This is a genomic window from Caulobacter sp. Root1472 (assembly GCF_001426985.1).
GTDB lineage: Bacteria > Pseudomonadota > Alphaproteobacteria > Caulobacterales > Caulobacteraceae > Caulobacter > Caulobacter rhizosphaerae.
This window is the reverse complement of sequence record NZ_LMFX01000045.1, coordinates 70191-85109: the sequence shown is the minus strand read 5'-3', so window position 1 is coordinate 85109 and position 14919 is coordinate 70191. Positions and strand designations below refer to the sequence as shown.

Below are 14919 nucleotides of genomic sequence, written 5' to 3'. Positions count from 1 at the left end.
TCGCTTCCACCAACGCCAACCCCACTGAACCCCGGGCGCCCCCGCCCGAGCGCGACGCGCTCGAGGGCTCAAAACGCAAAGTTTGGGTCGGGGTTCCGACAGAGTTGTCAAAACCTGTGGATCAAACTACCTCACTGAATCTCAGCCCGATCCTGAACAGGCAGGAGCCGGTTTCGTCGACCAGCCGCGCCACGTCGGGATTGGTGTCGGCGCGCTCACGCACACGGGTGAAGCGCCAGTCTTCCGGATCGGCGCCGGCCGGAAAACCCGCCCCCTCCGCCGTCACCAGCCGGTAGGCCGGCTTGGCGCGATGGACGTGGAAGCGAAAGCTCACTCGGCGGCGATCTTGGCCGAGGCCTCCAGGGCCTGGCCGACCGTCAGGGCCTGTTCCTCATGCACCACCCGGCCCAGGTCGCGGCCGTCGACGATCTGGCCGCACGCCTCGCAGGCCAGCTTGGGATGGAAGTCGCAGCCGCAGGTCTTGTGGACGAAGTGCACCGGCCCCTTGCCCAGGCCGTAGACGTGCTGGTCGCCCCACTCGGCCATGGTCAGCAGCACCGGCGACAGGGCGCGCCCCTTGGGCGTCAGCACATATTCCTGGCGTGGCGGGCGTTCCGAATAGCGACGCGGCTCCAGCACCCCGTTGGCCACCAGGCTCTTGAGGCGGGCGGCCAGGACGTTGCGCGCCACGCCCAGCCGCTCCTGCCACTGCTCGAACCGCTTCACGCCCTGGAAGGCGTCGCGCAGGATCAGCAGGGTCCACGGATCGCCGACGACCTCGAGGGTGGCGGCGATGGCGCAGCGTTCATTGGTGTAGTCGGCGGTGCGGCCCATTCCGCGAGGGTGAAGCCTTACGCGAGGGAATGCAAGGGTTGCTTTTGCAGACCCACAGGAGTAGGTTTTCTATAGCAATTGACTCTCTCGGTTGCGCACTGCGTGGCGGCGGCGGAAATGTCTGCATTCCTCCGTCGCCCGCTTTTTGCGGAACACCCTTGCACCCGCCGCGCCGAAGAGGGTTTATTCCGCCGCGAAATTCCCAGAACACAAAATGGGTGGAGCTCCAGCATGTCCGAGGCCTTCAAGTCTTCCGGCGATCCGATCGTCATCGTCTCGTTCGCCCGCACGCCCATGGGCGGCTTCCAGGGCGCGTTGGCGGGCGCCAAGGCCACCGAACTGGGGGCGACGGCGGTGAAGGCGGCGATCGAGCGGGCGGGCGTCTCCGGCGACCAGGTCGAGCAGATCTTCATGGGCTGCGTGCTGCCCGCCGGCCTCGGCCAGGCCCCCGCCCGCCAGGCGGCGATCGGGGCCGGCCTGCCCAAGTCGGTCGAGGCGACGACGGTCAACAAGATGTGCGGCAGCGGCATGCAGGCGGCGATCATGGCCCATGACGCCCTGGCGGCCGGCAGCGCCGAGATCATCGTGGCCGGCGGCATGGAGAGCATGACCAACGCGCCCTACCTGCTGACCAAGCACCGCTCGGGCGCGCGCATCGGCCACGACCAGATGCTGGACTCCATGTACCTGGACGGGCTGGAGGACGCCTACACGCCGGGCAAGCTGATGGGCGCTTTCGCCGAGGACAGCGCCGCCACCTACCAGTTCAGCCGCGAGGCCATGGACGACTATGCGGTCAAGGGCCTGGCCAAGGCGCAGAAGGCGGTGACTTCCGGCGCCTTCGCCGCCGAGATCACCCCGGTGAGCGTCACCACCCGCAAGGGCGTCGAAACGATCAGCCAGGACGAGCAGCCGCTGAAGGCCGACGCGGCCAAGATCCCCACCCTGCGCCCGGCCTTCGCCCGCGACGGCGGGATCACGGCGGCCAACTCGTCCTCGATCAGCGACGGCGCGGCCGCCCTGGTCATGACCCGGCAAAGCGTCGCCCAGCGCCTGGGCCTGCCGATTGTCGCCCGTGTCGTCGCCCACGCCGCCCACGCCCACGAACCGGCCCTGTTCACCACCGCTCCCGTGCCGGCGATGAAGAAGGCGCTGAGCAAGGCCGGCTGGTCGGTCGCCGACGTCGACCTGTTCGAGGTCAACGAGGCCTTCGCCGTGGTCGCCATGATCGCCCAGCAGGAGTTGGGCATCCCGGACGACAAGCTGAACGTCAACGGCGGCGCCTGCGCCCTGGGCCACCCGATCGGCGCCTCGGGCGCACGCATCCTCTGCACCCTGATCGCGGCATTGCAAGCGCGTGGCGGCAAGAAGGGGCTGGCCTCGCTGTGCATCGGCGGCGGCGAGGCCACGGCGATGGCGGTGGAGCTGGTTTAGGGCGCGCCCTACTGGCCCGGGACGGCCTTGGTCAGCAGGTTGATCCGCCGGCCGCCCGGCATCTCGACGTCGCCGCCGCTCCAGCCGGCCGGGCAGGCGCCGGACCATTCGGCGGTCATCGACATCTTGTGCTCGCCGTTCATCGCCGGCTGGGCGGCGCCCGTCGTGGTGCTGGCGACCTCCATCACGTAGCGGGTGTCGAAATCGCCCGCGACATGGATGGTGCTGTCGATCTTGCCGGCCGGGCCCATGTCGCAGGCCGAGACGACCGTCCAGCTTCCATCGCCCCCGCGCGTCATCGACCTGCGCTGGCAACGCTTGTCGTCGCCCTGGCTGTCCAGCCCCATCTTCTGGTCGCTGGTCGCGTCGACGCAGAAACGGAAGCTGCGCGTGAAGCCCTGGGCCTGCAGGGTCATGGTCTGGGTCCACAGGCCCGGCTTGCGCTTGGGCCAGCCCGTCGGCGCGGGCGTTGCGGCGGCCGGAGCCACGGTGTCCGACACCGCGGTCGCGGCCTTCGGCCCCGCCGCCGCCCCGGTCCCGGACGTCTGGGTCTCTGATTTCTGGCCACAGGCGGCCGCGGCCGCCGCCAGGGTTCCGAACGCCACAAACACCAAGAGAGTTCGCATCGCCCACCTCGCTCGCGCGTTAGCCCCCAAGAGTCCACTAACGCGCCTGGCGCGGCGCGCCGTCCAGCCCATATGCGAGTCATGACCGACGCCTTCAGCCACAACCCCGCCAAGAGCCGCTACGAACTGGAGGTCGACGGGCGCATCGCCTTCGCCGACTACCAGCGCAGCGGCCATCGGCTGGTCATCCCCCATGTCGAGGCCGACCCCGCCCTGCGCGGCACCGGCGCCGCCGGACGCCTGATGCGGCAGGTGGCCCAGACCGCCCGCAGCGAGGGCATGAAGATCGTGCCGCTCTGCAGCTACGCCTCGGCCTGGCTGCGGCGGAACGATCCGGAGATGATCGCTTAACTCTTGATCCGCCGCTCCCGGCCTTCGCCGGGAGGGTTGGAGGTAAAGGACCCGCCCCGCGTCAGCCAGTAGAACGGCGCCCCGACGACCAGCAGGCCGAGGCCCAGCAGCACCGCCTGGCCGCCCGCCCCCACCAGGGTCCAGACCGAATAGAGGCCGGCCAGGATGGCGATCACGGTCAGGGCCGTGGTCGGGGCGATGCGCCGCGTGGCCTGCAGCTTCAGCGCCGCCAGGGCGCAGGCCAGGTAGGCGAACAGCGAGGCCGTGGTGGCCACCAGGGCGATGAAGGTGAAGAGATCGGCCATCGACTTGGCGTAGTTCATCAGCACCAGCACGGTCAGGAAGCCGGCCGACAACAGGTGGGCGCGAACCGGCGCGCCGTTCGCCGACTCCTTGGCCAGGAAGGCCGGAAACACCCCGCCCCGGGCCATGGCGTAGGGCATCTCGCCCTGCAGCAGCACCCAGCCGTTCAAGGCTCCGAAGGCGCTGATCGCCGCGAACAGGGCCAGGACCTTGCCGGCGCCGCCGCCCCAGTGGAGGCTGACGAAGTCGGCCAGCGGGGCGTTGGAGACCTTCAGCGCGTCGGCTGGGGTCAGCAGCACCACCGCCGAGCAGACCAGCAGGTAGATCACGCCCGTGAACACCGTGCCCACCAGGGTGGCGCGGGGGATGGTGCGGACCGGGTCGACCACCTTGCCGGCCGGCACGGTGGCCGATTCCAGGCCCAGCAGCGCCCATAGGGTCAAGGCCCCGGCGGCGGTGATCCCGCCCGGATGGATGTCCGACGCGCGGAACGGCGTCAGGCTGGCCCCGTGGTCGCGGCCGATCACCCAGAAGGCCAGGCCGGCCACCGCCACCAGCGGCAGCAGCTTCAGCACGGTGGTCGCCACCTGGACCCCGCCGGCCAGGCGGGCGCCGGCGATGTTGACCCCGACCAGCAGCCAGACCGCGCCCAGGGTGATCAGCAGATGCATGCCCGGGACCCGGGCGATGGCCGGGAAGATCGCCGACAGGTAGCTGACCGCCCCCGTGGCGATGGCCGCGTTGCCGACCCACAGCGAGATCCAGTAGCTCCAGGCGACCATGAACCCGACCAGCGGCCCAAAGGCCTCCTGGGTGTAGGCGTAGGGCCCGCCGGCCTTGGGGAACTCTCGCGCCAGCCCCGCGAACACCACGGCCAGGCAGAGGGCCCCGCCGATGGTCAGCAGCCAGCCGAACACCGCGTTCCAGCCGTAGGGGGCCAGGGACGCGGGCAGCATGAACACCCCCGAGCCGATCATGTTGCCGACCACCAGGGCCGTGCACATCCAGAAGCCCAGGGCGCGGGGCGCCGTGATCCTGGGGATCGGGACCTTCTGTCGGGCCGTCGTCATGCGGTCAGGCTTTCACGGGAACGGAGGTTCGTCCATGCCCTCAGACGCCGCTCATTCCGGCGAATGCCGGGACCCAGATGGAATGGCCTTGAAGCTGACGCCAGGAGCGCTGAGCTCTTCCAATCGACCTCAGTGTCATGGGATCTGGGTCCCGGCATTCGCCGGGATGAGCCGATGATTGAATGGGGACATGCCCATGAGCATGTCCCCAAAACTGTCCCTGTTCGCGATCAGAACTTCTGCCCGAACTTCACCCCGATGGTGCGGGGCCGCAGCGGCACGGAATAGACCTCCGCGCCGCAGACGGATTCGACGCACTCGGTGCTGCGCGTCAGGCTGGCCCGGCTGTCGTTGAGGTTCACGACATAGGCCGAGAAGGTCCAGCTGTCGCGGCCCAGGCCGGCCGACAGGTCGGTGGTGATATAGCCGGCCTGCTTGCCCAGCACCTCGCGGGCGTAGGTGCGCAGATCGGCCCAGGCGCCGGACTGGCCGACGATCCCGCCCTGGACGAAGGCGTCGTAGCCGCCCAGGTCGAACTCGTAGCGGGCGTTCAGGTTGGCCTTGAACTTGGGCGTGACCGGCAGGCTCTGGCCGTCCGGCGCGCGCTCGGGATACTCATCCAGATCGACCGGACAGTCGGTGATCGGCTGGCCCGTGGCCGGGTCGACCTTGCCGCAATAGGTCCCCTTCAGCTTGGCGTCGATATAGGTCGCCGCCCCGTTCAAGGTCAGGCCGTGCATTACCGCGAAGCTGAAGTCGGTCTCGGCGCCGTTGATCTCGGCCGAGACGGCGTTCTTGATCTCGGTCAGGCCGTTGGCCCCGACGATCGAGAACTGGAAGTCGTTCCAGGTCTCGTGGAACACCGCGCCGTTCCAGCGGAAGCGGTTGTCGGCCCAGGTGGTTTTCCAGCCGAACTCGTAGTTCTTCAGGAAGTCGGACTGGTAGGGCGGCAGGGTGCCGCGCCGGTTGATGCCGCCCGGCCGGAACCCCTCGGAATAGGTGACATAGACCAGCTTGTCGGGATCGATCTTGTAGGTGAGGTTGATCTTCTTGCTGTCGCCCTTCTCCTTGACCCGCTTGTCGAGGTTCGTGCAGGGCGAACCCTCGATTTCGGGGCCGGTGAAGCAGGCCTTCTCCCCCGTCGAGCCGTAGCCCGCCCCGTAGCCGTAGAAGCCCTTGAGGCTGTTGTCGGACTTGAAGAAGCGGATGCCGCCGGTCACGGTCAGCTTGTCGGTGATGTCGAACGCCACCTCGCCAAAGGCGGCGCTGTCGCGGTCGATACGCTTCTGCTTGGTCAGCCAGATCGTGCCCGGATAGCCCGGCACCGAGATCGAGTCGCCGATGTCGTCGATCCGATAGTTCTGGGTGATGCCGTGGGTCTGGCGCTGGTAGAACAGGCCGCCGACGACGCGGAAGCGGTTTTCCTGCGGGGTCGAGACGCGCAGCTCGTGGCTGGCCTTCATGTAGGCGTCGTGGCCGATGATGTACTGCGACGGATCGACCGGATTGCCCGCGTCGTCGGTCCAGTAGGCGCCGTAGCCGGCCAGGGTGTCGTAGAAGAACGAGTAGTCGGTGTAGTCCTGGCGGGTGTCGACGTCGCGGTCGAGGTAAGAGCCGGCATAGACCACGTCGAGGTTGCTGACCTTGCCCTCGACGGTCATGGCCGCCTGCCACCACTTGTCCTTGGAATTCTCAGGATAGTAGTGAGCGACCTTCAGCGCGCCCAGGCTGCGATCCTCGGCGAACACCCCGCCGACCTTCTCGATCTGGCCCATGACCTGAGGCGTGATCACCCAGTTGTCGCCGGCTTCGATCTTCATCGCCGCCCGGCCGCCATAGAGGTCGACGTCGTTGTAGTCCTTCTTGACCCGGTCGGCGTTGGTGACCGTGATCCCCGAGGTGGGATAGGTGCGCGAGCCAGCGACGTTGTCGATATAGCCGCCCTGGTGCTCGGCCCAGCCCACCAGGCGCACGGCGACCTTGTCGCTGAGCGGCTGGTTGACGAAGCCCTCGGCCGTGTAGCCCTGGTCGCCATGGGCGATGGTGTTGGCTTCCAGGTCGTAGCCGGCGCTGAAGCCGGCGGTGCTGGGCTTGTTGGTGATGATCCGCAGGGTGCCGGCCTGGGAGCTGGCGCCGTACAGCGTGCCCTGCGGCCCCGACAGCGCCTCGACCCGGGCGATGTCGTAGATGTGGATGTCCAGCGCGCCCTGGATGGTGGTGACGGGCTGCTCGTCCAGATAGACGCCGACGCTGGGCAGCGAGCCGGAGTGGTTGCCGTCGCCGCCGCTGGCCACGCCGCGGAAATAGACGTTGGAGAAGCCCGGCGAGGTGGTCTGGAACGAGATGCTGGGCAGGTATTTCACATAGTCGGTGAAGCTGGCGACGTGCAGTTGGTCCAGCTTGGCCTGGCCGAGCGCCTGGATGCTGACGGGTACGTCCTGCAGGTTTTCCGAGCGCTTCTGCGCGGTGACCACCACCTCGTCCAGGGCGACCGCGCCCTGGGGGGCGGTCTGGGCCTGAGCCTGCGCGGCGACCGCCGTCAGCATGGTCGAGGCGAGAAGCGCGGTGGTCAGCAGGCCGCCTTTCGAAAGGGCGGTCTTGTTACGCGTTGTGGACGTCATATCGGCTCCCCGAACTGTTCGGAGAACGATGCTCTTCTGGCTGATTTGAGCCGGCAAGGCGCAAAATTCAAACGCGCGTCAATTCGGCCGACTGTTGCAGAAATGGCAGGGTTCTGAGCGGCTGATCAAAATTCAGGCGCGGCGGGATAACTGGACAGGACAGGTCCCAGGGCGGTCTTCAGCGGGTCCAGCCATGATTCGTAGTTTTGCCAATGCTCGACCGCGTCCTTGAAGATGGGACGACGGACCTGTTCTGAGCTTGCGGTGCGCACGGCGCGGTCGTTTTCGTGGAAATTCAGGCACGATTCTTCGAACGGTAGGCCGCAATAGGACAGCAGGGCGCGGATCTCCCGCTCCGGATCCTCGATCATCGATTCGTAAATCACCCTGTGCACGCGTCCCGGCAGGACGGCGTCGACATGGGCCATCAGTTCCACATAGTCGGCGTAGTAGCGGCCGATGTCCTCCAGGCCGTAGCTGAAGTTCTGGCCCCGGGCGAAGTGCTGCTTGAACCCCGAGAAGCAGCAGCCCAGGGGATGGCGCCGCGCGTCGATGATCTTGGCGTTCGGCAGCATCAGGGCGATCAGCCCGACATGGGCCCAGTTGTTGGGCATCTTGTCGATGAACAGCGGCCGGTCGGTCTTGCGCTGCACCCGGGTGCGCTCGAGGAACTCTTCGCCCAGCGCCCTGAGATCCTCCGGACTCAGCGTGGCCAGCACCTCGGGATAGGGCGACTCGTCCTTCAGCCGCCGGGCCATGGCGGTGACGTCGGGCAGCTCCATCGTGCCCTCCACCGTCGAGTGGCTGGCCAGGATCTGCTCGACGAGGGTCGAGCCGGCGCGCGGCAGGCCCAGCACGAAGATCGGGTCGGGCGCGGGGCAGCCCTGCCCGGCCCGCGACGCGAACAGCTGCGCCGTCAGCACCGTCTTGCAGCGCGCCACGTGGCGGGTCATCACCGCCGGGTCGTAGGGGACCTGAGCCCGACGCAGGGTCGCGCCGCGGGCGTAATGGGCGAACGATTCGGCGTAGCGGCCGGTGTCCTCGTGGGCCTTCCCCAGGGCGTAGTCCAGATGCAGGCGGTCGTCGTGGGCCAGGTCTTCCCGGGCCAGCTGCGCCTCCATGGCCGCCAGGTCGGCCTCACTGAAGCGATAGGTCTTCATGTTGGCCAGGCTCCACCAGGCCTCGCCCAGGGACGGAGCCTGATCGACGGCCTTGCGGTAGGCCGCCGCGCAGTCGGCCGAGCGGCCCACGGTCTTCAAGGCGTGGCCATAGCTCATCCAGCCCTTGGGCTGCTGCGGATGGCGGGCCAGCACGTCCTCGTAGATGGCGATGGCTTGGGCATATTCGCCGATCCGCGCCAGGCAGGCGGCCTTCAGGTTCAGGTAGCCTGGATGGCGCGGCTCGTCGGCCAGCAGTCTGTCCAGCTGGGCCAGGGCCTCCGTCGACCGCCCCAGGCGGTAGTGCAGGGTGGCCAGGTTGTAGCGGGCGCCGGTGAAGGCGGGGGCCAGCTTCAGGCAGTCCTGCAGCAGGGCCTCGGCCTCCACCTCGCGGCCCTGCCGGGCCACGGCCTCGGCTAGCATGCGGATCGCCGCCGGCTCGGCGGGACGAACGGCCATCAGCTCGCGCAGCACCGTCTCGGCCCTGCCCGGCTCGCCGTCGACCAGGGCGGCGGCGGCGGTCATCAGCACCGGGTCGCGGACCCCGCCCTTGATCTGCCGAGCCCGGGCGGCCTGGGCGCCGGTCTCGTCGCCGAGCAGCTCCAACGCCTCGGCCAGGCCGCGCCAAGCCTCGGCCAGGTCGGGATCGGCGGCGACGGCCCGCTTGAACGCGGCCACGGCGGCCTGGGTGTGGCCGTCGGCGGCCAGGATCCGGCCGTGCTCCAGCTGGATCGGCGGCGACTGAGCGAAGGCCCGCGACAGCGGCTCGACCACCCGCAAGGCCTGGGCGACGTCGCCGGACAGCCGCAAGCCCGCGGCCAGGATCAGGGTGGCTTCGGCGTGACGCGGCACGGCCTCCAGGATCGCCATCGCCTGCTCCACCGCCCCCCGCGGATCCAGGTCCAGCAGCCGCCAGCCGTGGGCCAGGGCGGTGGCGACGCTGCCGGAGGGCTCGGTGGTGGCGGTGGTCATGGGCGGATGGGAGGACGGGGGGCTGGGGATGTCAACGGTCGATCCCGCCGCCTCCGGGAGCCGGCGCGCGGCGGCGTCCAGGGTTAATCCACACCGCTCAGCACCGCCCGGATGGTCTCCACCACCTGGTCCACCTGGCTTTTCTCGATGATCAGCGGCGGCGACAGGGCGATGATGTCGCCGGTCACGCGGATCAGCAAACCCTGGTCGAAGGCCGTCTCGAAGGCCGCCAGCGCCCGGGCGGTGGGCGCGCCCGGCCTTGGCTCAAGCTCGATCCCGGCGATCAGGCCGAAGTCGCGGATGTCGACCACATGGCGGGCGTCCTTCAGCGAATGCACCGCCGCGCGCCAGTAGGGCTCCATCTCCAGCGCCCGGGCGAACAGCCCCTCCTCCTGGTAGACCTCCAGCGCCGCCATCCCCGCCGCGCAGGCCAGGGGGTGGGCCGAATAGGTGTAGCCGTGGAAGAGCTCGATCGGGGCGTCGGCGCCGTCCATCATCGCCTGGTAGACGCCTTCCGACGCCGCCACCGCCCCGGCCGGCACGGCGGCGTTGGTCAGGCCCTTGGCCATGCAGATCATGTCCGGCGTCACCCCGAACCGCTCGGCCGCAAAGGCCGCGCCCACCCGGCCGAAGCCGGTGATCACCTCGTCGAAAATCAGCAGGATGTCGTGCCGGTCGCAGATCGCCCGCAGGCGCTGCAGGTAGCCCTCGGGCGGGACCAGCACCCCGGTCGAGCCGGCCACCGGCTCGACGATCACCGCGGCGATGTTGCTGGCGTCGTGCAGGGCGACGATCCCTTCGAGCGCGTCGGCCAGCTCGGCGCCGTTCTTGGGCAGGCCCTGGCTGAACAGGTTGCCGGCCACGCCGTGCGTATGGGGCAGGTGGTCGACGCCGGTCAGCAGCGAGCCGAAATACATCCGGTTCTTGGGGATGCCCCCCACTGAGATGCCGCCGAAGCCGACGCCATGATAGCCGCGCTCGCGGCCGATCAGCCGGGTCTTGGTCCCCTTGCCGCGGGCCCGATGATAGGCCAGGGCGATCTTCAGGGCGGTGTCGACCGACTCCGAGCCCGAGCCGGTGAAGAAGATCCGGTCCAGGCCCGGCGGGGTGATCTGGGCGATGCGGCTGGCGAAGGCGAAGGCGGCGGGATGGCCCATGTTGAAGCTGGGCGCATAGTCCATCTCGCCGGCCTGGCGGCGGATGGCCTCGACGATCCTGGGGCGGTTGTGGCCGGCGTTGACGCACCACAGGCCCGAGGTGGCGTCCAGTACCTGGCGGCCCTCGGGCGTGGCGTAGTGCATGCCCTCGGCGCGGGCCAGCATCCGCGGCTGGGCCTTGAACCGCCGGTTGGGGGTGAACGGCATCCAGAAGGCGTCGAGGTCGTTGGCGCGGATGTCGGCCATGGGAGAACTCCGGATCAGGCTTGCATTGTGATCGCAATTGGAGGTCTCCTGTCCAGCCCTGCCTCCACTCATCCCGGCGAAAGCCGGGATGAGTGGATTTAAAAGGGGGAGAGGCATGAGCACGCAAACCCGCAAGCCCCTCGCCGACAGCCTGGCCGTCCACGACCAGGTCTACGAGGCCATTCGCCAGGCGTTGATCACCGGCCGTATCGCGCCCGGCGTCGGGGTGTCCCTGCGCAGCCTGGCGGCCGAGCTGGGGGTGTCGCCGATGCCGGTGCGCGACGCGGTGCGGCGGCTGTCAGCCGAGCGGGCGCTCGAAATCAACCCCGCCAACAAGCGCCTGAGCGTGCCGTCCCTGACCGCCGACCGGCTGGATCAACTGGCCCAGGCCCGGTTGTGGATCGAGCCCGAACTGGCCGCCCGCGCCGCGCCCCACGCCGACGCCGCCCTGCTCAAGCGCCTGCGCGAGCTGGACGCCGCCGTCGACGACGCCCTGCGGCTGGGCGACGTCGACGCCTACATGACCGCCAACCACGACTTCCATTTCGCCCTCTACGCGCGGGCCGAGGCCGAGGTGCTGCTGGCCATGGCCGGTGGGCTGTGGCTGCAGATCGGGCCGTTCATGCGGGTGGTGTTCGGCCGGGTTGGCGCCGACGGCCTGGTCGCCGACCGCCACGCCGAGGCCATGGAGGCCCTGAAGACCCGCGACGCCGAAGCCGCCCGCCGGGCCATCGCGGCCGACCTGTCGGAGGGCATGGACAAGATGCGCATGGCGGTGGAGGCGGGGCGGTGAGCTCCCTTTTGAGCTGTTATCCCCAACGTCCGTCATCCTCGGACTTGTTCCGAGGACCCCTGGCGCCGCCGCGCTGTCCTCCGGAGAGGGGGCGCCGCGAACGCCGCGCGCGTTCTGTTTTCGGCAGCAAGGCTGAACCAGGGGTCCTCGGAACAAGTCCGAGGATGACGAGCGCGGAGGGGGCGGTGAGCGCGAAAGACGCAACCTCGTCAAACGCTCTTGGCGTCAACCCGCCCCACCTTGACAGCCGCCCCGCCACCGCAAACTGTGATCACAATTCACCGAGAGCTCTCCCTTGACCGCCGCCAGCCCGATCGACGTTCTCAAGACCCTGGCCCTGCCCGGCCGGGCGGTGATCGACGGCGCGCTGGTCGAGGCGGCGTCGGGCATGACCTTCCACAACGTCTCGCCGCGCGATGGAACGGTGCTGAACCAGGTCGCCGCCTGCCAAAGCGAGGACGTCGACCGCGCCGTGGCCGGCGCCCGCGCCGCCTTCGAGGACGGCCGCTGGCGCGACCAGGGCCCGCGCGCCAAGAAGGCGGTGCTGTTCAAGCTGGCCGAGCTGATGGAGCGCGACGCCGAGCAACTGGCCCTGCTGGAGAGCGTCGACACCGGCAAGCCGATCCGCGACGCCCGCGCCGTCGACATCCCCTTGGCGATCGGCACCACCCGCTGGTACGCCGAGGCCCTGGACAAGATCTATGGCGAGGTCGGGACCTCGCCGATCGACCGGCTGAGCTGGGCCGTGCACGAGCCGCTGGGCGTGATCGGCGCCATCGTGCCGTGGAACTTCCCGCTGCACATGGCGATGTGGAAGGTGGCCCCGGCCCTGGCCATGGGCAATTCCGTCGTCCTCAAGCCCGCCGAGCAGTCGCCGCTGACCGCCCTGAAGCTGGGCGAGCTGGCCCTGGAGGCCGGGCTGCCGCCGGGCGTGCTGAACGTGGTCCCCGGCCTGGGCGGGGTGGCCGGCGAGGCCCTGGCCCTGTCGATGGACGTCGACATGATCGCCTTCACCGGCTCGGGCCCGGTGGGCCGGCGACTGATGGAATATTCGGCCCGCTCGAACCTCAAGCGCGTGTCGCTGGAACTGGGCGGCAAGTCGCCCCAGATCGTCTTCGCCGACTGTCCGGACCTGGACGCCGCCGCCTCGGCCGCCGCCTGGGGCGTGTTCTATAACCAGGGCGAGGTCTGCACCGCGGCCTCGCGCCTGCTGGTGCAGGACTCGATCAAGGACGCCTTCCTCGAGAAGGTGGTCGCTGTGGCGAAGACGATGGTCCCCGGCGACCCGCTGGATCCGGAGACCAGCTTCGGGGCCATGGTCAGCGAGCGGCAGATGAACACCGCCCTGGACTATATCGCCACCGCCGACAGCCAGGGCGCGCGCCGCCTACTGGGCGGATCGCGGGTGCGCCAGGAGACCGGCGGCTTCTATGTCGAGCCCACCATCTTCGACCGGCTTGCGCCCGACCACACCCTGGCCCGCGAGGAGGTGTTCGGCCCGGTGCTGGGCGTGCAGACCTTCAAGGACCCGGACGAGGCGATCGGCCTGGCCAACGACACCGTCTACGGCCTGGCCGCCGGCCTGTGGACGTCGGACATCAACCGCGCCCTGACCTGCGCCCGGCGGCTGAAGGCGGGTCTGGTCTGGATCAACGGCTGGGACGCCTGCGACATCACCATGCCGTTCGGGGGCTTCAAGCAGTCGGGCTTCGGCCGCGACCGCAGCCTTCACGCGTTGCACAAGTACGCCGACCTGAAGTCGGTGTCCGTGACGCTGAGGTGATGTCCCAATGACCTTCAAGACTCTGGAACTTGTCGAAACCGCCGCCTTCATCGACGGCCTGTGGATCGAGAGCGAGACCACCTTCCAGGTGCTGAACCCGGCCGACGGGTCGGTGATCGCCGAGGTGGCCGACCTGGGGGCGTCGGAGACCAAGGTGGCCATCGAGGCCGCCCACCGCGCCTTCCCGGCCTGGGCCGCCCGCAGCGCCAAGGAGCGCGGGGCGATCCTGCGCAAGTGGTCGGACCTGATGCTGCTGCATGCCGAGGCCCTGGCCCGGCTGATGACCGCCGAGCAGGGCAAGCCGCTGGCCGAGTCGCGGGGCGAGGTGTCGTACGGCGCGGCGTTCATCGACTGGTTCGCCGAGGAGGCCAAGCGGGCCTACGGTCATGCGATCCCCAGCCCATTACCAGGGAAACGCCTGGTGTCGATCAAGCAGCCGGTCGGGGTCTGCGCGGCCATCGCGCCGTGGAACTTCCCGATCGCCATGATCACCCGCAAGGTCGGGCCGGCCCTGGCCAGCGGCTGCACCGTGGTGGTCAAGCCGGCGGCCGAGACCCCGCTGTGCGCCCTGGCCGTCGCGCGGTTGGCGGTCGAGGCGGGCGTGCCGGCCGGCGTGCTGAACGTGGTCACCGGCAAGGACAGCGCCGGCATCGGCAAGGCCCTGTGCGACGACGCCAGGGTGCGCAAGCTGTCGTTCACCGGCTCGACCCCAGTGGGCAAGACGCTCTACGCCCAGTGCGCGGGCACGATGAAGAAGCTCAGCCTGGAGCTGGGCGGCAACGCGCCGTTCATCGTCTTCGACGACGCCGACCTCGAGGCCGCCGTCGACGGGGCGATCGCCAGCAAGTACCGCAACACCGGCCAGACCTGCGTCTGCGCCAACCGGCTGCTGGTGCAGGTCGGCATCCATGACGCCTTCGTGGCGAGGCTGACCGAGAAGGTCGCGGCCTTGAAGGTCGGTCCGGGCACGGGCGAGGGCGTGACCATCGGCCCGCTGATCAACGACAAGGCCATCGCCAAGGTCGAAAAGCTGGTGCGTGAGGCCGTTGAGCAGGGCGCGACGGCCACGGTCGGCGGCGACCGTCACGAACTCGGCGGCCTGTTCTGGCAGCCCACCGTGCTGACCGGCGCCACGCCCGACATGCGCCTGTTCCAGGAGGAGATCTTCGGCCCCGTCGCGCCGATCGTGAAGTTCGACACCGAACAGGACGCCATCGACCTGGCCAACGCCACGCCATTCGGCCTGGCCTCCTACTTCTACAGCCGCGACGTCGCCCGCTGTTGGCGGGTGGCCGAGGCTATCGAGGCGGGGATGGTCGGGATCAACGAAGGCATCATCTCCACCGAGGTGGCCCCGTTCGGCGGCGTCAAGGACTCGGGCCTGGGCCGCGAGGGGTCTTCGGAGGGCTTGGACGAGTACCTGGAGACCAAGTACCTGTGCTTTGGCGGGGTGGGATGAGGTTTTTCACCGCCCATTCCCTTTCAACCTCGTCATCCCGGGCCTTGTGCCCGGGACCCCTCCGTCCGCCGCAGGTGCGGATGGGTGGCGCGCCAGCGCGCCATTTCGCTTCA

12 protein-coding genes are annotated in these 14919 nt (G+C 69.2%); 5 read left to right on the top strand and 7 right to left on the bottom strand.

Features of this window, described 5'->3' with window-relative positions; translation table 11 throughout:
* Window positions 1-121 precede the first annotated feature (121 nt).
* Window positions 122-334: a hypothetical protein gene (locus tag ASD47_RS21815; protein WP_056761271.1), complete on the bottom strand. Its 213-nt coding sequence runs from the start codon at window positions 332-334 to the stop codon at window positions 122-124.
* The gene (locus ASD47_RS21810) at window positions 331-834 is read right to left on the bottom strand and encodes a helix-turn-helix domain-containing protein (protein WP_056761269.1); all 504 of its coding nucleotides are present in this window, start codon (window positions 832-834) and stop codon (window positions 331-333) included. Before ASD47_RS21810 ends, ASD47_RS21815 begins: the two co-directional genes overlap by 4 nt.
* A gap of 231 nt (window positions 835-1065) precedes the next feature.
* On the opposite strand from ASD47_RS21810, the gene ASD47_RS21805 reads away from it, so the two are divergent.
* Window positions 1066-2268: an acetyl-CoA C-acyltransferase gene (locus ASD47_RS21805; protein WP_056761265.1), complete on the top strand. Its 1203-nt coding sequence runs from the start codon at window positions 1066-1068 to the stop codon at window positions 2266-2268.
* An 8-nt stretch (window positions 2269-2276) separates the two neighbouring features.
* Here ASD47_RS21805 and ASD47_RS21800 read toward each other — a convergent pair whose 3' ends face one another.
* Complete coding sequence (locus ASD47_RS21800; protein WP_056761262.1) at window positions 2277-2894, bottom strand: DUF3617 family protein; 618 nt, start codon at window positions 2892-2894, stop codon at window positions 2277-2279.
* Window positions 2895-2975: 81 nt separating this feature from the next.
* On the opposite strand from ASD47_RS21800, the gene ASD47_RS21795 reads away from it, so the two are divergent.
* A complete protein-coding gene (locus tag ASD47_RS21795; RefSeq protein ID WP_056761260.1) occupies window positions 2976-3245 on the top strand; it encodes a GNAT family N-acetyltransferase in 270 nt (89 codons plus the stop codon).
* Here ASD47_RS21795 and ASD47_RS21790 read toward each other — a convergent pair.
* The 4 genes from ASD47_RS21790 to ASD47_RS21775 form a co-directional block, all read right to left on the bottom strand.
* Window positions 3242-4618, bottom strand: a complete 1377-nt coding sequence (locus ASD47_RS21790) for an amino acid permease (protein WP_056761256.1) — start codon at window positions 4616-4618, stop codon at window positions 3242-3244. The two genes, ASD47_RS21795 and ASD47_RS21790, sit on opposite strands and share 4 nt — an antisense overlap.
* A 230-nt stretch (window positions 4619-4848) precedes the next feature.
* Entirely contained in the window at window positions 4849-7239 is a 2391-nt protein-coding gene (locus tag ASD47_RS21785) for a TonB-dependent receptor (RefSeq protein ID WP_056761251.1), read from the bottom strand.
* 125 nt (window positions 7240-7364) lie between these two features.
* Window positions 7365-9368 carry a sulfotransferase gene (locus tag ASD47_RS21780; protein WP_056761248.1) on the bottom strand — a complete coding sequence of 668 codons (2004 nt, stop codon included), beginning with the start codon at window positions 9366-9368 and terminating at the stop codon, window positions 7365-7367.
* Window positions 9369-9451: 83 nt separating this feature from the next.
* On the bottom strand, window positions 9452-10771 hold the full coding sequence (locus tag ASD47_RS21775) for an aspartate aminotransferase family protein (RefSeq protein WP_056761245.1): 1320 nt from the start codon (window positions 10769-10771) through the stop codon (window positions 9452-9454).
* Window positions 10772-10886: 115 nt separating this feature from the next.
* Here ASD47_RS21775 and ASD47_RS21770 point away from each other — a divergent pair, with 115 nt between their 5' ends.
* The 3 genes from ASD47_RS21770 (at window position 10887) to ASD47_RS21760 (ending at window position 14806) form a co-directional block, all read left to right on the top strand.
* Window positions 10887-11564: a GntR family transcriptional regulator gene (locus ASD47_RS21770; protein ID WP_056761242.1), complete on the top strand. Its 678-nt coding sequence runs from the start codon at window positions 10887-10889 to the stop codon at window positions 11562-11564.
* Between the two features lie 295 nt (window positions 11565-11859).
* Window positions 11860-13347, top strand: coding sequence for an aldehyde dehydrogenase (locus ASD47_RS21765; RefSeq protein WP_056761239.1), 1488 nt, complete (start codon window positions 11860-11862; stop codon window positions 13345-13347).
* 7 nt (window positions 13348-13354) lie between these two features.
* Window positions 13355-14806 (top strand): NAD-dependent succinate-semialdehyde dehydrogenase, encoded by a 1452-nt coding sequence (locus ASD47_RS21760; RefSeq protein ID WP_056761236.1) that lies wholly within the window; start codon window positions 13355-13357, stop codon window positions 14804-14806.
* Window positions 14807-14919 lie beyond the last annotated feature (113 nt).

Bases quoted from the DNA above. Each gene is read 5' to 3' on its own strand.
- ASD47_RS21785 (WP_056761251.1), bottom strand. From the start codon at position 7,239: ATGACGTCCACAACGCGTAACAAGACCGCCCTTTCGAAAGGCGGCCTG.
- ASD47_RS21810 (WP_056761269.1), bottom strand. From the start codon at position 834: ATGGGCCGCACCGCCGACTACACCAATGAACGCTGCGCCATCGCCGCC.
- ASD47_RS21795 (WP_056761260.1), top strand. From the start codon at position 2,976: ATGACCGACGCCTTCAGCCACAACCCCGCCAAGAGCCGCTACGAACTG.
- ASD47_RS21790 (WP_056761256.1), bottom strand. From the start codon at position 4,618: ATGACGACGGCCCGACAGAAGGTCCCGATCCCCAGGATCACGGCGCCC.
- ASD47_RS21780 (WP_056761248.1), bottom strand. From the start codon at position 9,368: ATGACCACCGCCACCACCGAGCCCTCCGGCAGCGTCGCCACCGCCCTG.
- ASD47_RS21760 (WP_056761236.1), top strand. From the start codon at position 13,355: ATGACCTTCAAGACTCTGGAACTTGTCGAAACCGCCGCCTTCATCGAC.
- ASD47_RS21770 (WP_056761242.1), top strand. From the start codon at position 10,887: ATGAGCACGCAAACCCGCAAGCCCCTCGCCGACAGCCTGGCCGTCCAC.
- ASD47_RS21800 (WP_056761262.1), bottom strand. From the start codon at position 2,894: ATGCGAACTCTCTTGGTGTTTGTGGCGTTCGGAACCCTGGCGGCGGCC.
- ASD47_RS21775 (WP_056761245.1), bottom strand. From the start codon at position 10,771: ATGGCCGACATCCGCGCCAACGACCTCGACGCCTTCTGGATGCCGTTC.
- ASD47_RS21805 (WP_056761265.1), top strand. From the start codon at position 1,066: ATGTCCGAGGCCTTCAAGTCTTCCGGCGATCCGATCGTCATCGTCTCG.